27 protein-coding genes and 1 pseudogene are annotated in these 25,008 nt (G+C 73.1%); 17 read left to right on the top strand and 11 right to left on the bottom strand.

Features of this window, described 5'->3' with window-relative positions; all coding sequences use genetic code 11:
- The first annotated feature begins 36 nt into the window (after positions 1-36).
- Complete coding sequence (locus ABEA04_RS20130) at positions 37-819, top strand: DUF3027 domain-containing protein (protein WP_345463079.1); 783 nt, start codon at positions 37-39, stop codon at positions 817-819.
- Here ABEA04_RS20130 and ABEA04_RS20125 read toward each other — a convergent pair.
- Entirely contained in the window at positions 816-1,148 is a 333-nt protein-coding gene (locus ABEA04_RS20125; protein WP_345463077.1) for a DUF2530 domain-containing protein, read from the bottom strand. The two genes, ABEA04_RS20130 and ABEA04_RS20125, sit on opposite strands and share 4 nt — an antisense overlap.
- 71 nt (positions 1,149-1,219) lie before the next feature.
- Between ABEA04_RS20125 and ABEA04_RS20120 the strand changes: the two genes are divergently transcribed.
- The 7 genes from ABEA04_RS20120 to tuf all read left to right on the top strand — a co-directional run bounded on the left by ABEA04_RS20120 (position 1,220) and on the right by tuf (position 9,529).
- Positions 1,220-2,680, top strand: coding sequence for an NCS2 family permease (locus ABEA04_RS20120; protein WP_345463074.1), 1,461 nt, complete (start codon positions 1,220-1,222; stop codon positions 2,678-2,680).
- Between the two features lie 455 nt (positions 2,681-3,135).
- Positions 3,136-3,582: a MarR family winged helix-turn-helix transcriptional regulator gene (locus ABEA04_RS20115; protein ID WP_345463071.1), complete on the top strand. Its 447-nt coding sequence runs from the start codon at positions 3,136-3,138 to the stop codon at positions 3,580-3,582.
- 90 nt (positions 3,583-3,672) lie between these two features.
- Complete coding sequence (locus ABEA04_RS20110) at positions 3,673-4,968, top strand: MFS transporter (protein WP_345463069.1); 1,296 nt, start codon at positions 3,673-3,675, stop codon at positions 4,966-4,968.
- Positions 4,969-5,181: 213 nt separating this feature from the next.
- On the top strand, positions 5,182-5,556 hold the full coding sequence (gene rpsL / locus ABEA04_RS20105) for a 30S ribosomal protein S12 (RefSeq protein ID WP_179517431.1): 375 nt from the start codon (positions 5,182-5,184) through the stop codon (positions 5,554-5,556).
- A complete protein-coding gene (gene rpsG / locus ABEA04_RS20100) occupies positions 5,556-6,026 on the top strand; it encodes a 30S ribosomal protein S7 (RefSeq protein ID WP_345463059.1) in 471 nt (156 codons plus the stop codon). Before rpsL ends, rpsG begins: the two co-directional genes overlap by 1 nt.
- A 117-nt stretch (positions 6,027-6,143) precedes the next feature.
- Positions 6,144-8,258: an elongation factor G gene (gene fusA, locus ABEA04_RS20095; RefSeq protein ID WP_345463056.1), complete on the top strand. Its 2,115-nt coding sequence runs from the start codon at positions 6,144-6,146 to the stop codon at positions 8,256-8,258.
- Positions 8,259-8,335: 77 nt separating this feature from the next.
- Positions 8,336-9,529 carry an elongation factor Tu gene (tuf, locus tag ABEA04_RS20090; RefSeq protein ID WP_345463053.1) on the top strand — a complete coding sequence of 398 codons (1,194 nt, stop codon included), beginning with the start codon at positions 8,336-8,338 and terminating at the stop codon, positions 9,527-9,529.
- Positions 9,530-9,586: 57 nt separating this feature from the next.
- On the opposite strand, the gene ABEA04_RS20085 is transcribed toward tuf, so the two are convergent.
- Together ABEA04_RS20085 and ABEA04_RS20080 are read right to left on the bottom strand one after the other, a co-directional pair.
- Positions 9,587-9,889, bottom strand: a complete 303-nt coding sequence (locus tag ABEA04_RS20085; RefSeq protein WP_345463050.1) for a hypothetical protein — start codon at positions 9,887-9,889, stop codon at positions 9,587-9,589.
- Between the two features lie 41 nt (positions 9,890-9,930).
- Positions 9,931-10,515 carry a hypothetical protein gene (locus tag ABEA04_RS20080; protein ID WP_345463047.1) on the bottom strand — a complete coding sequence of 195 codons (585 nt, stop codon included), beginning with the start codon at positions 10,513-10,515 and terminating at the stop codon, positions 9,931-9,933.
- Positions 10,516-10,574: 59 nt separating this feature from the next.
- Between ABEA04_RS20080 and trmB the strand changes: the two genes are divergently transcribed.
- Positions 10,575-11,324: a tRNA (guanosine(46)-N7)-methyltransferase TrmB gene (gene trmB / locus ABEA04_RS20075; protein WP_345463044.1), complete on the top strand. Its 750-nt coding sequence runs from the start codon at positions 10,575-10,577 to the stop codon at positions 11,322-11,324.
- A 33-nt stretch (positions 11,325-11,357) separates the two neighbouring features.
- Positions 11,358-11,570, top strand: a complete 213-nt coding sequence (locus ABEA04_RS20070; protein WP_345463041.1) for a hypothetical protein — start codon at positions 11,358-11,360, stop codon at positions 11,568-11,570.
- Between the two features lie 671 nt (positions 11,571-12,241).
- Here the strand turns inward: ABEA04_RS20070 and ABEA04_RS20065 are convergent.
- Positions 12,242-12,631: pseudogene (locus tag ABEA04_RS20065) on the bottom strand (sigma-70 family RNA polymerase sigma factor); the annotation flags it as partial.
- Positions 12,632-12,855: 224 nt separating this feature from the next.
- On the opposite strand from ABEA04_RS20065, the gene ABEA04_RS20060 reads away from it, so the two are divergent.
- Positions 12,856-14,166 carry an MFS transporter gene (locus tag ABEA04_RS20060; protein ID WP_345463038.1) on the top strand — a complete coding sequence of 437 codons (1,311 nt, stop codon included), beginning with the start codon at positions 12,856-12,858 and terminating at the stop codon, positions 14,164-14,166.
- Here the strand turns inward: ABEA04_RS20060 and ABEA04_RS20055 are convergent.
- Positions 14,150-14,974: an RDD family protein gene (locus ABEA04_RS20055; protein ID WP_345463035.1), complete on the bottom strand. Its 825-nt coding sequence runs from the start codon at positions 14,972-14,974 to the stop codon at positions 14,150-14,152. The two genes, ABEA04_RS20060 and ABEA04_RS20055, sit on opposite strands and share 17 nt — an antisense overlap.
- Before the next feature lie 47 nt (positions 14,975-15,021).
- Here ABEA04_RS20055 and ABEA04_RS20050 point away from each other — a divergent pair, with 47 nt between their 5' ends.
- Both ABEA04_RS20050 and ABEA04_RS20045 read left to right on the top strand, forming a co-directional pair.
- Positions 15,022-16,017 carry a stage II sporulation protein M gene (locus ABEA04_RS20050; protein WP_345463032.1) on the top strand — a complete coding sequence of 332 codons (996 nt, stop codon included), beginning with the start codon at positions 15,022-15,024 and terminating at the stop codon, positions 16,015-16,017.
- 48 nt (positions 16,018-16,065) lie between these two features.
- The gene (locus ABEA04_RS20045; RefSeq protein WP_345463029.1) at positions 16,066-16,275 is read left to right on the top strand and encodes a hypothetical protein; all 210 of its coding nucleotides are present in this window, start codon (positions 16,066-16,068) and stop codon (positions 16,273-16,275) included.
- A 10-nt stretch (positions 16,276-16,285) separates the two neighbouring features.
- Here the strand turns inward: ABEA04_RS20045 and ABEA04_RS20040 are convergent, their stop codons facing one another.
- Positions 16,286-17,173, bottom strand: coding sequence for an SGNH/GDSL hydrolase family protein (locus tag ABEA04_RS20040; protein WP_345463026.1), 888 nt, complete (start codon positions 17,171-17,173; stop codon positions 16,286-16,288).
- Positions 17,174-17,234: 61 nt separating this feature from the next.
- On the opposite strand from ABEA04_RS20040, the gene ABEA04_RS20035 reads away from it, so the two are divergent.
- Entirely contained in the window at positions 17,235-17,606 is a 372-nt protein-coding gene (locus ABEA04_RS20035; RefSeq protein WP_345463024.1) for a hypothetical protein, read from the top strand.
- A 72-nt stretch (positions 17,607-17,678) separates the two neighbouring features.
- Here ABEA04_RS20035 and ABEA04_RS20030 read toward each other — a convergent pair whose 3' ends face one another.
- From ABEA04_RS20030 to ABEA04_RS20010, 5 genes are read right to left on the bottom strand one after another with little or no spacing between them, the layout of a single operon-like run.
- Positions 17,679-18,971, bottom strand: coding sequence for a DUF58 domain-containing protein (locus ABEA04_RS20030; protein ID WP_345463022.1), 1,293 nt, complete (start codon positions 18,969-18,971; stop codon positions 17,679-17,681).
- A gap of 20 nt (positions 18,972-18,991) precedes the next feature.
- A complete protein-coding gene (locus ABEA04_RS20025) occupies positions 18,992-20,023 on the bottom strand; it encodes an AAA family ATPase (protein WP_345463020.1) in 1,032 nt (343 codons plus the stop codon).
- On the bottom strand, positions 20,020-21,216 hold the full coding sequence (locus ABEA04_RS20020) for a DUF4350 domain-containing protein (protein WP_345463018.1): 1,197 nt from the start codon (positions 21,214-21,216) through the stop codon (positions 20,020-20,022). Before ABEA04_RS20020 ends, ABEA04_RS20025 begins: the two co-directional genes overlap by 4 nt.
- On the bottom strand, positions 21,213-21,845 hold the full coding sequence (locus ABEA04_RS20015; RefSeq protein ID WP_345463015.1) for a DUF4129 domain-containing protein: 633 nt from the start codon (positions 21,843-21,845) through the stop codon (positions 21,213-21,215). Before ABEA04_RS20015 ends, ABEA04_RS20020 begins: the two co-directional genes overlap by 4 nt.
- Positions 21,842-22,948, bottom strand: a complete 1,107-nt coding sequence (locus ABEA04_RS20010) for a hypothetical protein (RefSeq protein ID WP_345463012.1) — start codon at positions 22,946-22,948, stop codon at positions 21,842-21,844. The genes ABEA04_RS20015 and ABEA04_RS20010 overlap by 4 nt, the downstream gene beginning before the upstream one ends.
- A gap of 123 nt (positions 22,949-23,071) precedes the next feature.
- Here ABEA04_RS20010 and ABEA04_RS20005 point away from each other — a divergent pair, with 123 nt between their 5' ends.
- The 3 genes from ABEA04_RS20005 (at position 23,072) to rplC (ending at position 25,006) form a co-directional block, all read left to right on the top strand.
- Entirely contained in the window at positions 23,072-23,683 is a 612-nt protein-coding gene (locus tag ABEA04_RS20005; RefSeq protein ID WP_345463009.1) for a hypothetical protein, read from the top strand.
- Positions 23,684-24,012: 329 nt separating this feature from the next.
- Positions 24,013-24,321, top strand: coding sequence for a 30S ribosomal protein S10 (gene rpsJ, locus ABEA04_RS20000; protein WP_026877498.1), 309 nt, complete (start codon positions 24,013-24,015; stop codon positions 24,319-24,321).
- Between the two features lie 28 nt (positions 24,322-24,349).
- Complete coding sequence (rplC, locus tag ABEA04_RS19995) at positions 24,350-25,006, top strand: 50S ribosomal protein L3 (RefSeq protein WP_345463006.1); 657 nt, start codon at positions 24,350-24,352, stop codon at positions 25,004-25,006.
- Positions 25,007-25,008 lie beyond the last annotated feature (2 nt).

The raw sequence follows: 25,008 nt of genomic DNA, 5'->3' as shown, positions 1-25,008 counted from the left end.
CGCCTGCGTGCGGGCCCATGGTTCATGCTTGCCCGCGTGACCACGCTCGTGCGCACCCAGCCCGACACCGTCGCGGCGCGCGCCGTCGACGCGGCGCGCGCGGCCCTGCTCGAGGAGGTCGGCGCCGACGAGGTCGGCGCGCACCTCGGCGTCGAGGCCGAGACCGAGGCCGAGCGCACCGTCACGCACCTGTTCGAGTGCACCCGCCGCGGCTACGCCGGGTGGCGCTGGGCGGTCACGCTCGTGCGCGCCTACCGGCAGAAGCCGGTCACGGTCGCCGAGGTGGTGCTGGTGCCCGGCGCCGAGGCGATCGTCGCGCCGCCGTGGGTGCCCTACCGCGAGCGCCTCCAGCCGGGCGACCTCTCGCCGGGCGACCTGCTGCCGGTCGAGGACGACGACCCGCGCCTGGTGCCCACCTACTCCTTCGGCGACGACCCGCTCGACGCCGACGAGAAGGCGCAGGTGCGCACCGTCGCGGCCGACCTCGGTCTCGGTCGGGTCCGCACCCTCTCGCCCGAGGGCCGCGACCTCGCCGCCCAGCGCTGGTACGACGGCGACGGAGGCCCCGAGTCGCCGCTCGCGCAGGCCGCCCCCGACTCCTGCTACACCTGCGGCTTCCTGGTGCGCCTGGCCGGCCCGCTGGCCGACACGTTCGGCGTCTGCGCCAACGGCGACGCCAACGACGACGGCCGTGTCGTGGCCTTCCAGCACGGCTGCGGCGCCCACTCCGAGGTGCGGCTGGCCACCAAGCACGCCCCGCAGCCGCCGCCCGACCACGTGCTCGACACCCTCAGCGTCGACGAGTTCGAGTCGTTCTAGTCGGTCGACCCGTCGGGCGCGGTGCCCGGCGCGAGGGCCGCGTCGTCGCCCTCGTCGCGCTCGAGGCGGTAGCGACGCCGGCGCCGGCAGTACTCCAGGCCGAGCAGCCCGAGCCCGACGCCGGCCAGGCAGGTCCACAGCCACCAGGTGCGGCCGTCGTCCTGCAGGCGGCCGTAGAACGGCAGCAGCGCGAGGAAGCCGAGCAGGAACGCGGCGGTGCCCACCTCGACGGTGCGCACGCCGTCGACGTCCAGGGGCTCGACGTCGGCGACGATGTAGGTCTTGCTGCCGATCTCGTGCTTCATCGGCTGGTCGTCGCGCAGCTCCACGCCTGAAGGTTACGGGCGCGTCGTAACGTCGGGGCAACCATCGGGGTCCCTTTCGGTGCCAGGCTGCGCCCATGACAACCCAGCAGCCGGCCCGGGTGGACGGCGTCGACGGCTACTTCCGCATCACCGAGCGCGGCTCGACCGTCGCCCGCGAGGTGCGCGGCGGCCTGGTCACCTTCTTCACGATGGCCTACATCGTGGTCCTGAACCCGCTCATCCTCGGCAACATCCCCGACTCCACCGGCCAGTACCTCGGCGGCGGCACCGAGCAGGGCAGCGGCATCGCCGCCATCGCGGCCGGCACGGCGCTGGTCGCGGGCCTGCTGACCATCGCGATGGGCGCCTACGCCAACTTTCCGCTGGCCCTGGCCACCGGACTGGGCCTCAACAGCTTCCTCGCCGTCGGCATCGCCACCCAGATGACGTGGGCCGACGCGATGGGCCTGGTGGTCATCGAGGGCGTGCTCATCCTCGTCCTGGTGCTCACCGGCTTCCGGACGGCGGTCTTCCACGCCGTCCCGCGCGAGCTCAAGGTGGCCATCTCGGTCGGCATCGGCCTGTTCATCGCCTTCATCGGCTTCGTCGACGCCGGCTTCGTGCGCCGCATCCCGGACGTCGCCGGCACCACCGTCCCCGTGCAGCTCGGCCAGACCGGCCAGCTCGCAGGCTGGCCCGTGCTCGTCTTCGCCTTCGGCCTCGCGCTGCTGGTCGTGCTCTGGGTGCGCCGCGTCCCCGCGGCGATCCTCGTCGCCATCCTCGTCACCACCGTCGTGGCGATCATCGTCGAGGCGGTCGTCGACGCCGGCCCCGGCTTCCTCAGCCCCACCGGCTGGTCGCTGACCACGCCCGAGCTGATCGACGACTGGGGCTGGCCCGACTTCGGCACCCTCGGCCAGGTCAGCCTGTTCGGGGCCTTCGAGAAGGTCGGCGTCGTCGTCGCCGTCCTGTTCGTCTTCAGCCTGCTGCTGGCCGACTTCTTCGACACCGTCGGCACGATGACCGCGGTCGGCGCCGAGGCCGGCCTCCTGGACGACGACGGCGCGCCCCCCAACACCGAGCGCATCCTGATCGTCGACTCGGTGGCCGCCGCCGCGGGCGGCCTGGGCGGCGTCTCGTCGAACACCTCCTACATCGAGTCGGCCTCCGGCGTCGGCGAGGGCGCCCGCACCGGCCTCGCCTCGATCGTCACCGGGCTCTGCTTCCTGCTGACGATCTTCATCGCGCCGGTCGTCGAGATGGTGCCCTCCGAGGCCGCCGCCCCCGCCCTCGTGCTCGTCGGCTTCCTGATGCTGCAGCAGGTCACCGGCATCGACTGGACCGACCTCGAGGTCGCCCTCCCCGCCTTCCTCACCATCGTGCTGATGCCGTTCACCTACTCCATCAGCGTCGGCATCGGCGCCGGCTTCCTCGCCTACGTGCTGATCAAGGTCGCCCGCGGCAAGGCCGCCATGGTCGCGCCGCTGCTGTGGGTAGTCGCCGGCCTGTTCGCCATCTACTTCGCCATCAACCCGCTGACGCGCCTGTTGACCTGAGTCGCTCCGGGGCGCCACTGCCGCCCCCTCGCGCCACTCCCCGAGGGCTGCCGCCGGCCGGGGACGGCGAGGGGTCCGGCACTCGGGCCGCCCCTGCGCTCCGCGCGCCGTGGTCGGGTACCGCCCGGGTCGGGGCGCCTCCGGGCGGTCGGGGTCGCCCCCGCGCGTCGCCCCCCGAGGGCTGCCGCCGGCCCGGGACGGCGAGGGATCCGGCACCCAGGCCGCCCTTCTCAGCCGGCTCCTGACCTTCTCAGCCGTTGCTCCGGCCGAGAACGTTAGGAGTCACCGGTGATCCGGTGACTCCTGCTGCGCGCGCTCACCTTTTCGGCTTCTCCCCCCGCTTCTCGGGCGTTGCACAGCCCGAGAACGTCAGGGATCCCCGGTGAACCGGGTATCCCCGACGGCCACCCCACCGGCGGAATTACTTAGCAAGGGTAATGAGTTACGCTAACGACATGCCCACCGTCGAGAAGGTCGCGCGCACCGACGCCGGCCTCGCCTCCGAGCTGCGGGTCTCGGTCATGCGGCTGCGCCGCCGGCTCGCCAACGAGCGCGACCCGGCCAACGAGCTCAGCATGAACGCGATGGCCGTGCTCGGTGCGCTCTACCGCAACGGCGACCTCAGCGTGGGCGAGCTCGCCGGCCATGAGCGGGTGCAGCCGCCCAGCATGACCCGCACCGTCAGCTGCCTGGCCGACGACGGCTACGTCGTCCGGGGGTCCCACCCCACCGACCGCCGCCAGGTCGTGGTCAGCCTCACCGATCTCGGCCGAGAGACCCTGCTCGCCGACCGCCGCCGCCGCGACCAGTGGCTCGCGCAGCGGCTGCGCGAGCTGACGCCCGACGAGCGCGCCGCGCTGCGCGCCGCCGCCCCCATCCTCGAAAGGCTCGCCACGTCATGACGCTGATCGAACCTTGAGCACCCCACGACGTCCCTCACCTCCCCTGCCTCGTTCCTCCGGTGGACGACGCCGCGGTGGCGCGGAGACGCCATGAGCCCCACCTTCCGCGCCCTGCGCATCCGCAACTACCGCCAGTACGTCACCGGCACCCTGGTCTCCAACACCGGCACCTGGATGCAGCGCGTGGCCCAGGACTGGCTGGTGCTGACCCTCGGCGGCGGCGGCACCGCGCTCGGCATCACCACCGGGCTGCAGTTCCTGCCGGTCCTGCTGCTCTCGCCGTACGCCGGCGTCGTCGCCGACCGGTTCTCCAAGCGCCGGCTGCTGCAGCTCACCCAGGCCTCGATGGCGCTCGCGTCGCTGCAGCTCGGCGTCCTGGCCGTCACCGAGGTCGCGCAGACCTGGATGGTCTTCGTCATCGCCTTCGTCTTCGGCATCGGCTCGGCCTTCGACGCCCCGGCGCGCCAGTCGTTCGTCTCCGAGATGGTCGGGCCCGACGACCTCACCAACGCCGTCGGCCTCAACGCCGCCAGCTTCAACCTCGCGCGCATCGTCGGCCCGGCGCTGGCCGGCCTGCTCATCCACGCCTTCGGCGACGGGACGGCGGCCACCGGCTGGGTCATCCTGGTCAACTCGGTGTCCTACCTGGCGGTGATCACCCAGCTGCAGCGCATGGACACCGACCGGCTGCACTCGCCCAAGCCCACCGGACGACGTCCGGGCGCCCTGGTCGAGGGCGTGCGCTACGTGCGCAGCCAGCCACGGATGATGATGATCCTGGTCATGGTGTTCTTCGCCGGCACGTTCGGCATGAACTTCATGATCTTCTCCGCGTTGATGGCCACCCAGGTCTTCGGCAAGGGCGCGGGGGAGTTCGGCGTCCTCGGCTCGGCGCTGGCGGTGGGCTCGCTCACCGGCGCGCTGCTGGCGGCCCGCCGGGTGCGCATCCGGCTGCGGCTGCTGGTGCTCTCCGGCGTCGGCTTCGGGCTCGCGCTGATGGTGGCCTCGGTGCTGCCCACCTACCTGCTGTTCGCGTGCTTCGCCCCGGTCATCGGCCTGTGCACCATGACGCTGCTCAACTCGGCCAACGCCACCATGCAGCTCAGCTCGGCGCCCGAGCTGCGCGGTCGCGTCATGGCGCTCTACATGACCATCGTCATGGGCGGCACCCCGCTCGGCTCCCCACTGATCGGCATCATCGGCGAGCAGTACGGCGCCCGCTGGACCCTCGCCATCGGCGGCCTGCTCACCCTGGTCGGCGTCGCGCTGGCCGTCGGCGTCTACGCCCGGCTCACCGGCGGGTGGCGGGTCCTGCTCGACGAGACCCGCCACGGCCCCCACCGCCCCATCGAGGACGTCGTCCCCGAGGCCGCGCACGCCCGCTAGGCCCGGCTCCGGGCCGGGTGCGGGCCGGGTGCGGGCGGCGTCCGAGGAATTTGCTGCCCCTCCGGGCGGCGAGTAGCCTCGGGAATCGTGCCTGGGGAACCAGGCGTCAAGCGTGCCCACCGACGGCCGCACGTCTCGGCACTCGCTCCAACGCAACACCACCGTGCCCGGCAGAGCGCCGGCACTGAGAGTAGAACGAGAGAGAACCACCAGGTGCCAACCATCAACCAGCTGGTCCGCAAGGGCCGCCAGGACAAGGTGTCGAAGAACAAGACGCCCGCGCTGAAGGGCTCGCCCCAGCGCCGCGGCGTCTGCACCCGCGTCTACACCACCACCCCGAAGAAGCCGAACTCCGCCCTGCGCAAGGTCGCCCGCGTGCGACTGTCCAGCGGCGTCGAGGTCACCGCCTACATCCCGGGCGTGGGTCACAACCTCCAGGAGCACTCGATCGTGCTCGTCCGCGGCGGCCGGGTGAAGGACCTCCCCGGCGTCCGCTACAAGATCATCCGCGGCTCGCTCGACACCCAGGGTGTGAAGAACCGCAAGCAGGCGCGCAGCCGCTACGGCGCGAAGAAGGAGAAGAGCTGATGCCGCGCAAGGGCCCCGCTCCGAAGCGACCGATCGACATCGACCCGGTCTACGGCTCCCAGCTGGTCTCCCAGCTGGTCTCCAAGGTGCTGCAGGACGGCAAGAAGCAGGTCGCGCAGCGCATCGTCTACACCGCGCTCGAGGGCTGCCGCGAGAAGAACGGCACCGACCCCGTCGTCACCCTCAAGCGGGCGCTGGAGAACGTGCGTCCCGCCATCGAGGTCAAGTCCCGCCGCGTCGGCGGTGCGACCTACCAGGTGCCGATCGAGGTCAAGGGCAACCGCGGCACCACGCTCGCGCTGCGCTGGCTCGTCGGCTACGCCGCCGACCGTCGCGAGAAGTCGATGCACGAGCGGCTGATGAACGAGATCCTCGACGCCTCCAACGGCCTCGGCGCCGCGGTGAAGAAGCGTGAGGACACGCACAAGATGGCCGACTCGAACAAGGCCTTCGCCCACTACCGCTGGTGATCGCGGCGGCGCGGGCCGACACGGAACACGCCGGGGCCTCCCGGCGTTGTGACGGTCGGCCCGGCCGCCTCGGCCCGGGCTACTCGCACGTGACCACAAGGGACTGAGACAAAGAACGTGGCTGTCAACATCACGACGGACCTCAACGTCGTCCGCAACATCGGCATCATGGCGCACATCGACGCCGGCAAGACCACCACCACCGAGCGGATCCTCTTCTACACCGGCATCAGCTACAAGATCGGTGAGGTGCACGACGGCGCCGCCACGATGGACTGGATGGAGCAGGAGCAGGAGCGCGGCATCACCATCACGTCCGCCGCGACGACCTGCTGGTGGAAGGACCACCAGATCAACATCATCGACACCCCCGGGCACGTCGACTTCACCGCCGAGGTCGAGCGCTCGCTGCGCGTCCTCGACGGCGCCGTCGCCGTCTTCGACGGGGTCGCGGGCGTCGAGCCCCAGACGATGACCGTGTGGCGCCAGGCCAACAAGTACTCGGTGCCCCGCATGTGCTTCGTCAACAAGCTCGACCGCACCGGCGCCGACTTCTTCCGCTGCGTCGACATGATGGTCGAGCGCCTCAACTCCACCCCGCTGGTGCTGCAGCTGCCCATCGGCGCCGAGGGCGACTTCATCGGCGTCGTCGACCTGGTCCGCATGAAGGCCCTGGTCTGGCGCGGCGAGACCAAGATCGGTGAGGACTACGAGGTCGAGGACGTCCCGGCCGAGCTCGCCGACCAGGCCGCGGAGTACCGCGAGAAGCTCGTCGAGACCGTCGCCGAGACCGACGACGACATCATGGAGCGTTACCTCGAGGACGGCGACGTCTTCACCGAGGACGAGCTGCACGCCGCCATCCGCGCCGCCACGCTGGCCGACAAGGTCAACCCGGTGCTGTGCGGCACGGCGTTCAAGAACAAGGGCGTCCAGCCCCTGCTCGACGCCGTGGTGCGCTACCTGCCCTCGCCGCTCGACATCGACGCCATCGTCGGCCACAAGCCGGGCGACGAGGAGACCGCGATCGAGCGCAAGCCGTCCGACAGCGAGCCGTTCTCCGGCCTGGCCTACAAGATCGCCAGCGACCCGCACCTCGGCAAGCTGATCTACGTCCGGGTCTACTCGGGCAAGCTCGAGGCCGGCTCGACCGTGGTCAACTCGGTCAACGGCCGCAAGGAGCGGATCGGCAAGGTCTACCAGATGCACGCGAACAAGCGTGAGGAGATCGCCTCGGTCGGCGCCGGTCAGATCGTGGCCGTCATGGGTCTGAAGGACACCAAGACCGGTCACACCCTGAGCGACCCGAGCAACCAGGTCGTGCTGGAGTCGATGACCTTCCCGGCCCCGGTGATCGAGGTCGCCATCGAGCCGAAGACCAAGAGCGACCAGGAGAAGCTGGGCACCGCGATCCAGCGCCTCTCCGACGAGGACCCGACCTTCACGGTCAAGTCCGACGAGGAGACCGGCCAGACGATCATCGCCGGCATGGGCGAGCTCCACCTCGAGATCCTCGTCGACCGCATGAAGCGCGAGTTCCGCGTCGAGGCGACCGTCGGCAAGCCGCAGGTGGCCTACCGCGAGACCCTCCGCAAGGAGGTCACGAACCACAGCTACACGCACAAGAAGCAGACCGGTGGTTCGGGCCAGTTCGCGAAGGTCGTGGTCTCCCTCGGCCCCAACATCGACCCCGAGACCGGCACCGGTGCGGGCTACGAGTTCGCCAACAACGTCAGCGGCGGTCGCGTGCCCCGGGAGTACATCCCCTCGGTCGACCAGGGCGGCCAGGAGGCCATGGAGTTCGGCGTCCTCGCCGGCTACCCGATGGTCGACGTGAAGTTCACGCTCGAGGACGGCGCCTACCACGACGTCGACTCCTCCGAGCTGGCCTTCAAGATCGCCGGCAACCAGGCCTTCAAGGAGGCCGCCCGCATGGCGAAGCCCGTGCTGCTCGAGCCGATGTTCGCCGTCGAGGTCACCACGCCGGAGAGCTTCCTCGGCACGGTCATCGGCGACATCAACAGCCGCCGCGGGCAGATCCGCGCGCAGGAGGAGCGTCACGGTGACATGGTCATCGACGCCCTCGTGCCGCTGTCCGAGATGTTCGGGTACGTTGGCGACCTGAGGTCCAAGACCTCGGGCCAGGCTTCGTACTCGATGGAGTTCGACTCGTACGCCGAGGTTCCCACGAACATCGCCGACGAGATCGTCAAGAAGGTCCGCGGCGAGTAGTAGCACGCTGCCGACGCGAACCCTCGGCGTACCACCCACCCACGAGTCAAGAAACACACAACCAGGAGGAGCCCGCAGTGGCTAAGGCGAAGTTCGAGCGGACCAAGCCGCACGTCAACATCGGCACGATCGGTCACATCGACCACGGCAAGACCACCTTGACCGCGGCGATCACCAAGGTCCTGCACGACAAGCACCCCGACCTCAACGAGGCCTCGGCCTTCGACGAGATCGACAAGGCTCCCGAGGAGCGGCAGCGCGGCATCACGATCTCGATCGCGCACGTCGAGTACCAGACCGAGAACCGGCACTACGCCCACGTCGACTGCCCCGGTCACGCCGACTACATCAAGAACATGATCACCGGCGCGGCCCAGATGGACGGCGCGATCCTGGTCGTGGCCGCCACCGACGGTCCGATGCCGCAGACCAAGGAGCACGTGCTGCTCGCCCGTCAGGTCGGCGTGCCGGCCATCGTCGTGGCGCTCAACAAGTGCGACATGGTCGACGACGAGGAGCTCATCGAGCTCGTCGAGATGGAGGTGCGCGAGCTCCTCTCCGACTACGAGTTCCCCGGTGACGACATCCCCGTCGTCCGCGTGGCCGCCTTCCCCGCCCTGCAGGGTGACGAGAAGTGGGCCGAGTCGATCGTCGAGCTCATGGACGCCGTCGACGAGGGCATTCCCACCCCGGAGCGCGAGACCGACAAGCCGTTCCTCATGCCCGTCGAGGACGTCTTCACCATCACCGGTCGCGGCACGGTCATCACCGGTCGCATCGAGCGCGGCATCGTGAAGGTCAACGAGGAGGTCGAGATCATCGGCATCCGCTCGACCGCCCAGAAGTCGACCGTCACCGGCGTCGAGATGTTCCGCAAGCTGCTCGACGAGGGCCAGGCCGGCGAGAACGTCGGCCTCCTGCTCCGCGGCACCAAGCGCGAGGACATTGAGCGCGGCATGGTCGTGATCAAGCCGGGCACCACCACCCCGCACACGAACTTCGACGCCTCGGTCTACATCCTGAGCAAGGAGGAGGGCGGCCGTCACACGCCGTTCTTCAACAACTACCGCCCGCAGTTCTACTTCCGCACGACCGACGTCACCGGCGTCGTGACGCTGCCGGAGGGCACCGAGATGGTGATGCCGGGCGACAACACCGAGATGTCGGTCGAGCTCATCCAGCCGATCGCCATGGACGAGGGCCTGCGCTTCGCCATCCGTGAGGGTGGCCGCACCGTCGGCGCCGGCCGGGTCACCAAGATCACCAAGTGACCCACTGATCCACCCCTACGAAGGCCCCCTGCCGCTGGCAGGGGGCCTTCGTCGCGCTCAGGCCGGCGCGACCATGCCGGTGCCGCGCAGCAGGCGCTCGACGCGCTCACGCTCGAGGTCGCGGTCGGGGCCCGGTGGGAGCACCGTGAGCAGGTGGTCGACCTCGAGCACGTCGCACGCCTCGGCCAGCACCTGGTCGTAGGCCCGGCGCAGCGCCTCGTACTTGGTGAAGCGCAGCCCCTCGGCGTGGAACCGGGGGCCGAGGCGGGCCACGTCGCGGGCCACGCACTCCACCGGACGACGGCCGGGGACGGCGGCGGCAGGCGGCGTCGAGCGCCGGTCCCACCGCGGCCATCCCATGCTCTCGACGGTAGGTCCGCGGTGGCCGCCCGACAAGCGCGTCAGCGGCGCTTGACCAGGGCCCAGACGCCGCCCACGGCGAGCACGATGCCGCCGACCAGGGTGAGCCAGAGGCCGATGCCGACCCCGACGTCGAGCACGTCACCGAGGTCGCTGACGTCGGCGATGTCGATGACGGCGACCAAGGCGACCAGCAGGCCCATCAGCAGCGCCACGATCGAGCAGGTCACCTGCAGCCCGCCGGACCGCTTGACCAGGGCGCGGCCGAGGCCGGCGAGCAGGGCCACGATGCCGAGCGCCAGCGTGATGACCCCGTCCTTGGCGCCGCCGACGTCGTCACCGCCGATACCGGAGAACGACTCGCCGCCCAGGGTCACCCACGGCAGGAAGGCGCTGAGGCACACCAGGGCCGCGCTGCCGACGACGACCCAGCCGGGCAGGCGACCCGCCGACGACACGGTGGCCGGTGACGGGCCGCCGGGGCCGTGGCCGGGCTGACCGTACGGCGGGGGCTGACCGTACTGGTTCGGCTGACCGGGCTGACCGGGCTGACCGGGCTGGCTGGGCTGGCCGTACTGCGGGGGCGGGCCGGGCTGGCCGTAGGGGCTGGGCGGCTGGTTGCTCATCGGGTCTCCTCCATGGGGGCTCGGATCGGGGCAGGACAAGCGTGGTGGAGGCTGGGCCCGTGGAGGATTACGAAGCGGGGAAGGTCTCGCCGGCGCGGCCGCACCACCGGCTGAGCGCCGACGGGCGTCGCATGCGCGAGGTGCTCAGCTACTCCCGCCGCGGCAGCCGGCTGACCGACCGGCAGGCGCAGGCCTGGGCCGCGCACCACGAGGCCTGGGTGGTGCCCGAGGCGGACGTCGAGCAGCCGGGCTTCTCCTGGGCCGAGCGCTTCGGGCGGGAGGCGCCGCTGGCCGTCGAGATCGGCTCCGGCGTCGGCGAGGCGACCGCGGCCCTCGCCGCCCGGCGTCCGGACTGGAACGTGCTGGCCTTCGAGGTCTGGCACCCCGGCGTCGCCTCCACCCTCGCGCTGCTCGCCGACGCCGGCGTCGAGAACGTGCGGCTGTGCGGCGTCGACGCCGCCTGGAGCCTCGAGCACCTGCTCGCGCCCGGCAGCGTGCGCGAGCTGTGGACGTTCTTCCCCGACCCGTGGCCCAAGACCCGGCACCACAAGCGCCGCCTGGTCACGCCGCCCTTCGCGGCGCTCGCCGCCTCGCGGCTCGAGCCGGGCGGCTGCTGGCGGCTGGCCACCGACTGGTCGGCCTACGCCGAGCAGATGGTCGAGGTGCTCGACGCCGAGCCCGGTCTGACCGGTGGCGTCGTCGACCGCTGGGACGAGCGGCCGGTCACCCGCTTCGAGCGCAAGGGCCTCGCCGCCGGCCGCGCCGCCACCGACCTGCGCTACGACAGGCCGGGGCAGCCGTCGTCCTGACCGGGTGTCGCGGTGCCGTGGAGGCAGAGCTCGATGCTCGGCAGCCCGGGGGGGCGGGTCGGGCAGCGGGAAGCCGAGGCGCGGATCGGTCACGATCGCCTCGAGGTCGGCGCCGGTGAGCTGCCAGCCCTCGGTGAGCGGGCCGTCGACGTCGTCACGCCGGATCTCCTGCACCGTCCGCTCGGTGTCGTCGGTGTCGTCGGTGTCGTCGGTGCCGAGCAGCACCACGGTGTGCTCGACGCGTGATCTCCCCGGCTCGAGGTCGACCCGGTCGTAGGTCTCGACCAGGACGCCGCCGGCCACGTCGCGCACCTCGCAGCGGTAGCCCGCGGACGGCGGCGCGCACCGCGGCGCCGTCAGCTCGACGGGCGCGTCGGGCGGCACGTGCCGGGTGAGGACGGCGAGCGTCGAGGTGCCGCGGTCGAAGCGCGCCGTCCAGTCGGTGGCCTCGTCGTGACGCCCGGCCGGCAGCGCGGCCGCGGCCCACGGGTCGGTGGCGCGGGCGACGTCGGGGGTCATCGTCCAGCTCGCGGCCCGCATGATCGTCTCGTCGGCGCCCGGCAGCGCCTCGGCGGCCAGGTCGCGCAGCACCCGGGGCAGGTCGGCGGGTGAGGTGGCCACGGGCGAGGCGGGCCCGACCGACGCGCGGTCGGTGGGCGCGGTGTCGGTCGCCGACGGGGTGGTCGGTGGGGTGGCCGGTGGGGTGGCCGGTGGGGTGGCGGAGTCGTCGGGCGGGCGACTGCCGCGAACGGCGAGCGCGGTCGACGCCGCCACCACCACGACCGCGGCCACGCCCGCGACGGCGGTGGCCCGGCGGCGACGGCGGGCGCGGGTGCCGTCGGCGATCAGCCGGGTGGCGTCGACGCGCAGGGGCGGGGGAGCGGCGGTGAGGTCGTGCAGGTGCTCGCGCAGGTCGGTCATCGGGTCACCTCGGGGTGATCGGGGGTGGCACCGGCCTGCAGCGCGGCGAGCGCCTTGTGGGTGTGGCTCTTGACGGTGCCCTCGGCCATGCCGAGGACGGCGGCCACCTCGGCGACCGGGAGGTCCTTGAGGAAGCGCAGCACGACGACGGCCCGCATCCGCGGCGGCAGGGCGGCCAGCGCGCGGGCGAGGTCGATGCTGGTCTCGACGTCGGTCGCCCGGCTGGGCACGGCGACGTCCGGCGGTGGTGCGACCGACTCGCCCCGGCGCCTGCGGAGGCCGTCGAGGAACAGGTTGGTCAGGGTGCGCCGCGCGTAGGCGTCGGCCTCCAGCGTCCGCACCCGCGGCCAGTGGCGGTAGAGCCGCTCGAAGGTGCCCTGCACGAGCTCCTCGGCGTCGGGCTACGAGCCGCAGAGCCCGTAGCCCAGTCGCTGCAGCGCGGTCGCCCGCGCCTCGACGTAGCGGGCGAACTCGGCGTCGAGGTCGTGACGTCGCACGGCGCCTCCTCCCGGTCGATGGACGACGGCTGGGCACCGTCACCCTCCCCAACGCAGCGTCCGCCGTTCGGGTTCACCGCCGGCGGCAGCTCGTGCCGTCCTACGCTCCTGCGGTGAGCACGACCGTCGAGCCGCGGGGGCGCACGAGGCGGGTGCACCGCGCCTGGTGGGTCGCGGCGATCACGATGGGCGCGCTCATCGCGGCGGCCGGGTTCCGGTCGTCGACGGGCGCGCTGCTCGAGCCGCTCGAGAGCGAGTTCGGCTGGTCGCGCACGACCACGAGTGGCGCGGTCAGCCTCAACCTGATCGTCTACGGCCTCACGGCCCCGTTCGCGGCGGCCCTGATGGAGCGGTTCGGGCTGCGCCGCGTCGTCGCCGCCTCGCTCACCCTCGTCGCCGTCGGCGCCGGCCTCACGCTGGTGATGACCGAGGCCTGGCAGCTGTGGCTGCTCTGGGGCTTCGCGATCGGCGTCGGCACCGGCTCGCTCGCGCTGGTCTTCGGCGCGGTGGTGGCGAACCGCTGGTTCGTGCGCCACCGGGGCGTGGTGGTCGGTGTCTTCTCGGCCGCCAGCTCGACCGGCCAGCTGGTCTTCCTGCCCGCCATCGCCCACCTCGCCGACGGCCCCGGCTGGCGGTGGGCGGCCGGGCTGGTCGCGGCCTTCGCGCTGCTGCTGGTGCCCCTCGTGCTCCTGCTGCTCGCCGACTCGCCCGAGAGCGTCGGCACCACGGCCTACGGCGCCGATCCCACCCTGGCCGCGCCCGTGCCGGCCCCGGCCCCGACCCGCGGCGCCGCCCGGGTCGCGATCGACACCCTGCGCGAGGCCTCCCGGTCGCGGGTGTTCTGGATCCTGTTCGGCACGTTCTGGGTCTGCGGGTGGTCGACCAACGGGCTGATCGGAACCCACTTCATCCCGGCCGCGCACGACCACGGCATGCCCGAGACCACCGCCGCCTCGCTGCTGGCGCTCATCGGCGTCTTCGACATCGTCGGCACCGTCGCCAGCGGCTGGCTCACCGACCGCGTCGACAGCCGCTACCTGCTGCTCGTCTACTACCTGCTGCGGGGGCTCTCGCTCCTCGCCGTGCCCTACCTGCTCGCCGAGGTCGTGCACCCCAGCCTGTTCGTCTTCATCGTCTTCTACGGCCTCGACTGGGTCGCGACGGTGCCGCCCACCGTGGCGCTGTGCCGGGCGCACTTCGGCCCCGAGCGGGCCGCCGTCGTCTTCGGCTGGGTTTTCGCCGCCCACATGGTCGGTGCGGGCGTGGCCGCGGCCTACGCCGGGCTGGTGCGCCAGGGCATCGGCGCGTACACGACGGCCTGGCTCACCGCCGGCGTCCTGTGCCTGCTGGCGGCGGCCGCCGTCCTGCTGATCCCCGCCCGCGCGGGCGACCAGGAGGGGACGGCGGTCAGCGGCTCGACGTGAGCCGCTGCCGGAACCCCTGCTCGCGGCGCAGGCGCGCGAGGTCGCGCTCGCGCCGGGCCGCCACCACCGCGCACAGGAAGTGCTCGGGGGCCGTGCCGGGCGGCGGCAGCGGCGAGACGTGCTCGCTCACCTCGTTGGCCAACCGCGCGCCCACCGCCGCGCGTGAGTAGGGGTCGAGGTCGTTCAGCCGGCCGAGGTACTGCCGCACGCCCAGCGCCAGTCCGGTCGGCAGCGAGGCGATGTCGGCCCGTGCCGCCCAGCCGGCGAGGTGCGGCGGCATCGGCGGCGGGTAGGCCAGCCGCAGCGCCACCCGGGTGCGCACCACGTAGGTGCCGGCGGCGTAGTCGCCCAGGCGCTTGCCGCGGCTGCTGAGCAGCATCGAGAAGAACGCCGGGACGCCGAAGAACACGTAGGTCTCCACGACGCCGATGAGCGTGCGCACCATCGCGTGGTGGAACGAGATCGGCCCGGCGTCGTCGCGCACCGCCCGCAGCCCGAGCGCCAGCTTGCCGAGGGAGCGTCCGCGGGCGAGCGTCTCGACCGTCACCGGCACGACCAGGAAGACCACCAGCGTCACCGCGATCACGATCGCGTCGCGGGCGGCCGGGTCGGTGCTCAGCGAGACCAGCCCGAAGACGATGACGAGCACGATCAGCAGCGTGACCGTCACGACCACGTCGATCAGGCCGGAGGCCAACCGCGAGCCGAGCGAGGCCGGGGGCAGGTCGAGCGCCACTGCCTCGCCGGTGACGAGGTCGTCGCTGGTGAGCAGGCTGAACTCCGGTCGCTGCGGGCCCGCCGTGGTCACCGCGCCATCCTCCCAGGGCCACCCAGCCGACACCTAGGGTGTGTCCCGTGGACCTCGACGCCTACGTGCTCAGCCACGCGCACGAGTGGCAGCGGCTCGAGCAGCTCGCCGGGCGGTCGCGGCTCACCGGCGCCGAGGCCGACGAGCTCGTCGAGCGCTACCAGCAGGTCGCCACCCACCTCTCGGTCGTGCGGACGTCGTCCCCCGACGGCCAGCTCATCGCCCACCTCTCCTCCCTGCTCGCGCGGGCACGCATCAAGCTCGTCGGCAGCCGGGTCAGCACGTGGGCCGGCGTGGCGCGGTTCTTCACCCACCGGTTCCCGGCCGCCCTCTACCGGCTGCGGTGGTGGTGGATCGCCTGCCTGGTCGCCAACGTGGTGGTCGCGGCCGTGGTGATCCTCTGGCTGCTCGACCACCCCTCGGTGCAGCAGTCGCTGCTCTCGCCGCAGGAGGTCGACCGCCTCGTGAACAGCGACTTCGAGAGCTACTACAGCGAGAACCCGGCCCAGAGCTTCGCCGCCCGGGTCTGGCTGAACAACGCACGGGTGGCGGCGCTGTGCATCGCCCTCGGCATCCTCGGCGTGCCCGTCGTCCTGCTGCTGTGGAGCAACGTCCTCAACGTGGCGATCATCGGCTCGATCATGCTGCGGGCCGACGCCGGCCAGATCTTCTTCGGCCTGATCCTGCCCCACGGCATCCTCGAGCTGACCGCGGTCTTCGTCGCCGGCGGCGTCGGCCTGCGGCTGTTCTGGTCGTGGATCGAGCCGAAGGGGCTCAGTCGCGCCGCCTCGCTCGCCCGCGAGGGTCGCACCGCCGTCACGATCGCCCTCGGCCTGGTCGCCGTGCTGTTCGTCAGCGGCCTCATCGAGGCGTTCGTGACGCCCTCGCCGCTGCCCACATGGGCGCGCATCGGCATCGGCGTCGTGGCCGAGCTCGCCTTCCTGGCCTACGTCTTCGTGCTCGGACGCCGGGCCGTCGCCCAGGGCGAGACCGGCGACCTCTCCGCCGACCTGCTCGAGGACAAGGTCGCGACCCAGGCGTGAGCGCCCGCACCCCCACGGGTGGTGGGGCACCGTGCTTGGCTGGACGGCATGAGCGAGCAGCCTGACGAGAACCTCGGCCACCTCGACGACGACGCGGAGGCCGCGGAGCCGTCGTCCGACACGGAGGGCGGCGCGGCCGCCGCCGGCGAGTACGACCCCGCCGAGGGGTCGCCCGGCACGCCGCACCCCACCGGTGAGGCGTTCCCCGACGAGGCCGTGCGCTACGACGAGCCCGAGGGTCACCCGCGGGCCGAGTGACCCGTCGGGCTCAGTCGAGCCCGAGCACCGTGATGGTGCGCTCGGCCATGCGCCGCTCGCCCAGTGCGTTCGGGTGCACGACCACCGGGTTGGTGCCCTGCAGCACCGGCTCGATCCACCGCACGCCGACCGGCTTGCAGGCGTCGTGGCCGTGCGAGGCGCGGTTCATGGCGACGTAGCGGCTGCCGGTGCGCCGGGCGGCGGTCTGCACGGCGTCGTTGAGCGTGCGTTGCAGGCTGCGCAGGTAGGGGACGTCGCCGCGCGCGATCGGCATCTTGTCGAAGCAGCCGCCCCGCTCGGGCACGATCCACGGGTAGCCGAGGATCGCGACCCGGGCGTTCGGGGCCTCGCGGTGCACCGCCCGCAGCGCCCGCACCAGGGCCGGGGCGGTCTCGCGGCGCACGGTGCGCTCGAACGAGGCGCCGTACTGGTCGCGGCACGGGCTGCCCCGTCCCAGCGTGCCGAGACCGGCCACCCCGCACTTGAGGATGGCGCCGATGAACACACCGCCGTCGTTGCCGCCGATGGTCATCGTCACCAGCCGCGTGCGACGTCCGAGCGCGTCGAGCTGCGGCGCCACCCCGGGGTACTGGCCCTCGGCGTAGTCGCCGGTCTCGGCGCCGCCGCAGGTGACGTCGGTGAGGCGGGCGCCGATCCGCCGGGCGATGACGTGCGGGTAGTTGCGGCTCGAGCGCAGGCACTGCGGCGGCGACGGCACCGCGAGCGGCAGCACCCCCGACGCCGCGCTGTAGGAGTCGCCCATCGCCACGTAGCGCACGCCCTCGGCGCGGGCGTCCTGCTCGCCGGGCGCCGCCGGCGCGGCGGCCGGGGTGAGCAGGGCTCCGGTCACGGTGACGACGAGCGAGGCGGCGAGGACGGCGAGCGGACGGCGCGGCATGCGCCGACGGTAGGGCTCACCCCCGGATTCGCGGGTCCCCCTTCGGGGGAAGCGTGAGCCCATGCGTGTGCTGGCCGTGTTCGGCGGCTTCCTGGTGCTGCTGGCGGTCGGGTTCGTCGTCTTCGTCTCGGTCATCCCCGACGGAGAGCCGGTCGACTGCGACCGGGTCGAGGTGCCCACCGCCGCCGAGTGGCGCGCGCTCGACCTCGGCGACCAGCTGGTGCTGGCCTCGAACCTGCCCGGGTGCGGCCTCATGGACGACATGACCGAGGCCGACGTCGAGGCGGTCTTCGGCCCGCGCGACGACGGTGGCGTCAACCAGGCCGGCACCACCACCTGGCTCTACGTGCTGGGCGAGGACAAGTGGGAGATCACCTTCGGCGACGACGGCACCGTCGACGAGACCGAGCTCATCGGCAGCGGCCCGCCCTAGCCGGGCCCACGAGCGCCGACCCGGCAACGCCCACCCGGCCCACCCGGCCCGCCCGGTCCCACCCGGCCCGGCTCAGAGCAGGCCCTGCGCCTTGAGCTGCAGGTAGTGGTCGGCCAGCGCCGGGGGCAGCCGCTCGGCGTCGGCGTCGACCAGGTCGACGCCCAGGCCCTCGAGCAGCCGGCCGGTGCGGGTGCGCCGCGCCATCGCCTGCTCGGCGGCGGCGGCGTCGTAGACCTCGTCGACGGTCTCGCGCCGGGTGGTCAGCCGGTCGAGCTCGGGGTCGCGCACCGAGGCCAGCACGACGCGGTGGTGGCGGGTCAGCGCCGGCAGCACCGTGAGCAGGCCCTCCTCGACCGCCGACGGCTCCAGCGGCGTCAGCAGGACGACGAGCGCCCGCTGCCGCCCCAGCCCCTGGACGGCGCCCGCCAGCGCGTCCCAGTCGGCCTCGGCGATCACGGGGTCGAGGTCGGCCATGGCGTCCTGCAGCCGCGCCGCCACCTCGCGCTGCGCGCCGAGCCGCAGCCGCGAGCGCACCCGCCGGTCGCCCGCCACGAAGTCGACCCGGTCGCCGGCGCGGGCCGCGAGCGCGGCGAGCAGCAGGGCGGCGTCCATGGCGGAGTCGAGCCGCGGCACGTCGTCGACCCGGCCGGCCGAGGTGCGGGAGGTGTCGAGCACCAGCACCACGCGCCGGTCGCGCTCGGGCTGCCAGGTGCGCACCACCACGTTGGAGGTGCGCGCCGAGGCCCGCCAGTCGATGGAGCGGACGTCGTCGCCGCGCACGTACTCGCGCAGCGAGTCGAACTCGGTGCCCTGCCCGCGCACCCGCACCGCCGAGCGGCCGTCGAGCTCGCGCAGCCGCGCGAGCCGCGACGGCAGGTGCTTGCGCGAGTCGAACGGCGGCAGCGAGCGCACCGTGCCGGGCACCTCGGCGGTGCGCTGGCGCGCCGCGAGGCCGAACGGCCCGGGCAGCCTGACCGTGACGCCGACGGCCTGCAGGTCGCCGCGCCGCCGCGGCAGCAGGGGCGTGGTGAGCACCGCCCGGTCGCCCGGCCCGAGCCGCAGCCGGTGCCGGTTGCCGGTGGCGCCGGCCGTGGGCTGCCAGGCGTCGCGGACGACGCCGCGCACCCGTCGCGAGGAGTCGTTGGTGACGCGCAGCGCGGTCTCGGTGGGGTGGTTCATCCGCACCGCCGGCGGGCGGCGCCGCTCGAAGCGCAGCGACGCCGGCCTCGGGGCCAGCAGCACGTCGAGGCCGACCAGCAGCGCCACCAGGAGCAGCCACAGCCACACCGTGCTGCCGGCCGGGCGCAGCACGACCGCCACCAGCCCCAGCAGCAGGAGCAGCGGCGTCCGACCGGTCAGCGCCATGACGACCTCGACCCGGCGCGCTAGCGGGGCACCGGCACGGAGCCGAGCGCCGAGGCCAGCACCTGGCCGACGTCGACGCCCTCGAGCTCGGCCTCGGGCCGCAGCCCGAGCCGGTGCACCAGCGTGGCGTGGGCCAGCGACTTCACGTCGTCGGGGGTCACGAAGTCGCGGCCCGACAGCCACGCCCACGCCCGGGCCGCCCGCAGCAGCGCGGTGGCGCCGCGCGGGCTCACGCCCAGCGAGAGGGACGGCGACTCGCGGGTCGCGCGGGCGACGTCGACGATGTAGGCCGACACCTCGGGCGCGACCTGCACGCGCTTCACCGCGCGCTGCCCGGCCTCGACGTCGGCGGCCGAGGCCACCGCCCGCACCCCGGCCGCGGCCACGTCGCGCGGGTCGAACCCGCCCGCGTGCCGGGTGAGGATCTCGATCTCGGCGGCGCGGTCGGGGATCGGCAGCACCACCTTGAGCAGGAACCGGTCGAGCTGGGCCTCGGGCAGCGGGTAGGTGCCCTCGTACTCCACGGGGTTCTGCGTCGCGGCCACCACGAACGGCCGCGGCAGCGGGTGCGTGACGCCGTCGACCGAGACCTGACCCTCCTCCATGGCCTCGAGCAGCGCCGACTGGGTCTTCGGCGGCGTGCGGTTGATCTCGTCGGCCAGCAGCAGGTTGGTGAAGACCGGTCCCTCGCGGAACGACAGCTCGCCGGCGTGGGAGTCGATGACCATCGAGCCGGTGATGTCGCCCGGCATCAGGTCGGGCGTGAACTGCACCCGCCGGGTCTCCACCGACAGCGAAGCCGCCAGCGTGCGCACCAGTAGCGTCTTCGCGGTGCCCGGCACGCCCTCCATCAGCACGTGGCCGCCGCACAGCATGGCCACCAGCAGGCCCGAGACGGCGGCGTCCTGACCCACCACGGCCTTGGCCACCTCGTGCCGGACGGCGCCGAGGCGCTCGCGCGCCCTATGCTCGTCGGCCCGGTCACCGCCCTCACCACGGCCACCACGGTCGGGCGGCTCCGGGGCCGGCTTGTCGAGCGACATGTCGGTCATGAACGACGTACCTCTTCCTCGAGTGCTGACAGGGCGCCGGCGAGGGCGACCAGGTCACGGTCGGACGACGGGGGGCGGGCCAGGCTGCCGAGCAGCGCGCCCACCTCCTCCTCGGGTCGGCCGGTGCGCCGCGCGACCTCGCGCAGCAGCGTCGGCTCGTCGGTGGCGGCGCCCAGGCGCAGCCGGGAGCGGCAGCGGTCGCGGGCGGCGGCCCGCAGCGCCTGCCCGGCGTGGGCGCGGTCGCCGCCCTTGCGGTACAGCCGGCCGCGGCTGCGGGTGGTCTCGATGGCCTTGACCGTCACCGGCAGCGGCTCGGTGGCGAGCCGGCCGAGGCGGCGTCCGCGCCACAGCATCAGCGCGACGACCGCGAGCGCGGTGAGCACCAGCGCCGGGCGCAGGCCGTCGGGCGCGAGCGACCAGAAGTCGACGCCCTCGTCGCCGACGAGGTCGTCGTAGCTGGCGACGTACCAGACCAGCCGGTCGTCCTCGCCCAGCAGCCGCAGCGCGACGGCGGCGTTGTCGGCGCGCAGCACCTGGTCGTTGGTGAGCAGCTGGCCCGCGCCGAGCAGCACGGTGGCGCCGTCGTCGCCGCCGAGGGTCACCAGGGTGTCGTCGAAGCAGCCGGGGGCGTCGAACCCGCCGGCGTCGTCGACCTCGACCTCGAGGCCGTCGAAGCGGGGGTCGTCGCAGCCGTCGGCGATCGGACCGTCGGTGTCGGCCCCGGTGGCCTCCGGCGCGTCGAGGGCCTGAAGCAGCGAGGGCGGCGGGTCGACCAGCACCACGGTGCTGCTCACGGTGCGGTCGAAGAGGCGCTCGAGGGTGCTCTCGCCCAGCTGCTCGGTCGAGGTGACGACCACGGTGGTGCCGGCGTCGACGTCGGCGCGGTCGAAGGCGTCGGCGCCGCGCACGACCTCGAGGTCGACGCCCTGGTCGGCCAGCACCCGGGCCACCGCCTGCGACCCGTCGGGTCCGGCGCCGCGCGGGTCGTAGGCCACCCCGGTGCCCGACTCGTCGCGGCCGAAGGCCAGCACGACGACCACCGCGAGCACCAGGAAGGCGAGCAGCAGCAGGGCGGTGCGGTAGCGCCGCAGCGGTCCGGGACGACGTGCGCCACCCGACGGCGCGGACGGCGCCGACGGCGCGGACGGCACCGGCGCCCCGGCCGCGGGGGCGGTCGGGCTCGTGGTGCTCATCGGGCCCCCGCCAGCTCGCGGTCGAGGTCGAGGACGCTCGTCGCCTGGTCGCGGGTGGCCTGGCGCTCGCCGTACATGACGGCGTCGAAGAGGTCGGCGCCCGCGGCGGTGCGGGACCCGAGCGGCGGGAACTCACGGGCCAGCAGCCGGGCCACCTCGTGGGCGGTGACGCCGGGGTCGTCGTCCAGGCGGCCGCGCTCGACCTGCCGGCGCGCCAGCGCGCGGTAGGCCTCGACCACGGCGTCCGACCAGCGGCCCTCCGCCAGCGCCCGCTCGGCCGCGGCCCGCAGCTCGTCGGCGGTGACGGCGCGGTCGTCGAGGACGTCGCCCGCGGCGTCCTTCTGCCGGCGTGCGGTGGTGCGGGCCTGCGAGGCCAGGTAGGCGATGCCGGCCGCGAGGCCGAGCACGACCACGGTGACCAGGAACCAGATGGGCGCCGGCACGTCGCGGGTGCCGTTCACGGTGCCGTCGATCTGACGGCCGAGCCAGTCGAGCAGCCGCTGCACGACGTTGTCGGTGTAGTACTCGGGCTTGGCCAGCTCGCGGCGCAGCAGGTCGCGCGCCTCGTCGGGGGTGGGGTCGAGCGGCGGGTCGGCCGCCAGCACGAGCAGCGCCACGGGCGGCGTCACGAGCCGAGCACCCCGGCCTGCGACATCAGCTCGACGTCGAAGGCCTCCTTGCGCATGCGCTGGTCGAGGTACTGCAGCGTGGTGACGGCGGCGGTGAAGGGCGCCACGAACGCGGTCGAGACCACCTGGCCGAGCGCCTGCGCGGCCACCACCACCAGGAGCGCGTGGTCGGGGCCGACCGCGAGCGCGCCGCCGCTGCCGATCAGCCCGATGGGGAAGGCGAGGATCTGCCCGGCGATCACCGTGATCAGCCAGGTCAGCAGCGCGATGCCGAGCGTGCGCCAGAACGCGCGGGACGTCAGGCGCCAGCCGCGGGCGATCGAGCCGCCGATGCCGGTGCGCTCGAGCATGAGCGCGGAGACCGGGAGGTAGTAGACGCGGATCCAGAAGAACCAGAGCAGCACCACGAACCCGGGCACCGACACGATGCCCCACAGCACCACCACGAGCAGGTCGGCGGTGACCACGACCACCACCCACAGCAGCACGTAGGCGGCGATGAGCAGCACCGTGGCCGCGCCGAGCAGCAGCGCCAGCCCCACCAGCCGCCACCGCGCACCACGGGTGGCCTCCCACGCCTGGCCGAGGGTGAGGCGCTTGCCCACCGCGGCCGCGATCGTGACGTGGGCGAGCATGCCGGTCACGAAGACCAGGCCCAGGCTGTTGAGCACCGCGCCGGCCCCGAGCGCGCCGTAGGTCGCCAGGACGCCGGCCAGCTGGCTGTCGTCGACCGAGCTGCTGCTCGGGTCGTAGGTGATGCCGACCGCGAAGGTCAGCACGCTCGTGACCAGGATCGGCACCAGCATCGCGATCGCGGCGACGAGCACCGCCGACCCGACGGTGGCAGTGGGGTTGAACCGGATGATGCGGAACGCCGCGTCGTAGATGTCGCCGAGCCCGAGCGGGCGCAGCGGCATCGCCCCCGGCTTGTGGGCGGCGCCGAGCATCCCGCGCTCGGGACCGCCGCGCGCCGCCTGGGCGGCCAGCTGCGGGGGAGGGGCGGGCACCTGCCACGGCCCCGGACGATGCGGCCGCCCGTAGCCGGACGGCGACCCCGCGCCCGGTGGCGGCGGCGACCCCGGCGGGGGGAAGTGGTCCGTCATCCGGCGGGCTCCTGGGGTGACCGTGCCTGGTCGGGCGGGGTGGCGGTCGTCTGCGCGACCTTAGCCTGCGGACGCCAGCGATCCGGCGTAGCGTCGGCGTCCCGCCGACCCCGAGGAGGCGCGATGCCGACCCGTCGCTCCGTCCTGGTGACGGTGCTCGCCCTGGTCCCGGTCGTCGCGCTCGGCGCGGTCGTGGTCGTCCGCACCGCCGACGACGACCTGCTGCGGTCGGCCGGCCAGGCCGTCGCCGAGGCCCGCGAGGTCGCGTCCCTGCCGGCGGCGTGCGACGACGTCTCCGGGCTCGGCCCCGGTGACGTCGACCTGCTCGGAGACCCTCCGCACCAGGTCCGCGCGCGCCTGCGTGCCCAGCTGCAGGACCGCGACGGGTGGCAGGCGGTGCAGCACGTCGGCGACCTGGGCGTCGCGGTCCTGTGGCGTCACCCGGTGCCGGCCGACGTGCTCGCCCTCGACGGCACCGTGGTCGACGAGGTGCCGATCAGGGTCGTCGCCACGCGCTACGGCCGCGCCGAGCTGCAGGCCGGGATGCGGCGCATTCCCCTCGGTCAGGGTCCTCAGGACGTCAACAGCATCTCCGGCGCGTGCCCCGACGGTGCCGGCGTGCTCGTGGGGGTCGCCGAGCCGCCGGCCGACACGCGCGGGCTCGAGCGCGAGCTCTCGGAGCGGGCCGGCGTGAGAGTCTTCGTCGAACGGTTCGCCGGCGTGATGCCGGCCTGAGCCCTGCCTGCGCGTGCGATTTGGCGCGACCTGCGAACTCTGTCAGGATGTTCCGGTTGCTCCGGCACGGGTTGCCGGGGTGCGGCACGTCTTGACTCCTGAATCGCGTCTCCGTCGCGCCGGTCTCGTCTCGTTCGAGGCCTCGCGCCTGTGGCGTGGTGCGGGTCCGAGGCCCGGCACCGCCGGCCGCACCGCACCGTGAGACCCGATTCCTGAGCACACAACCCCATCAATCCCCCGTGGATGGCGGTACGCCGTCGTGAACACCAGGCGACACGCCCGACCGCGGGGGTCGGACGCAGACCAGACGAGAAGGACGAGAGAGACCTATGGCGGGACAGAAGATCCGCATCAGGCTCAAGGCCTACGACCACGAGGTGATCGACACCTCGGCGCGCAAGATCGTTGACACCGTGACCCGCACGGGCGCGCAGGTGGCCGGCCCCGTGCCGCTGCCCACCGAGAAGAACGTCTACTGCGTCATCCGCTCGCCCCACAAGTACAAGGACTCCCGCGAGCACTTCGAGATGCGCACCCACAAGCGCCTGATCGACATCATCGACCCCACGCCGAAGACGGTCGACTCGCTCATGCGACTCGACCTGCCGGCCGGTGTCGACATCGAGATCAAGCTCTGAGGGCCCGGAGACCGAGGAGAGCCATCAGATGACCACCGAACGCAACGTCAAGGGCCTGCTGGGCACCAAGCTCGGCATGACCCAGCTGTGGGACGAGAACAACCGCGTCGTCCCCGTCACGGTCGTGCGCGCCACGACCAACGTCGTGACCCAGGTGCGACTCCCCGAGCCCGACGGCTACAACGCCATCCAGGTCGGCTTCGGCGAGATCGACGCCCGCAAGGTCACCAAGCCGCGCGCCGGCCAGTTCGCCAAGGCCGGCGTCACCCCGCGCCGCCACGTGGTGGAGATCCGCACGGCCGACGCCTCCACCTACACCGTGGGTCAGGAGATCGACGTCGACACCTTCGCCGCCGGCGAGGCCATCGACGTCACCGGCACCAGCAAGGGCAAGGGCTTCGCCGGAACCATGAAGCGTCACGGCTTCTCCGGCGTCGGCGCCTCCCACGGCGCGCACCGCAACCACCGCAAGCCCGGCTCGATCGGCGCCTGCGCCACGCCGGGCCGCGTCTTCAAGGGCGTGCGGATGGCCGGCCACATGGGCTCCGACACCGTCACCACCCAGAACGTCACCGTGCACGCCGTCGACACCGACAAGGGCCTGATCCTGCTCAAGGGTGCCGTCCCCGGCCCCAAGGGCGGCCTCGTCGTGCTGCGCTCGGCCGCGAAGAAGCAGGAGGGCTGAGC

Origin of the sequence: Nocardioides marinquilinus, assembly GCF_039543705.1 — a bacterium.
Taxonomy (GTDB): Bacteria; Actinomycetota; Actinomycetes; order Propionibacteriales; family Nocardioidaceae; genus Nocardioides; species Nocardioides marinquilinus.
The sequence above is the reverse complement of the archived record's forward strand: the minus strand, read 5'-3'. Positions and strand labels throughout refer to the sequence as shown.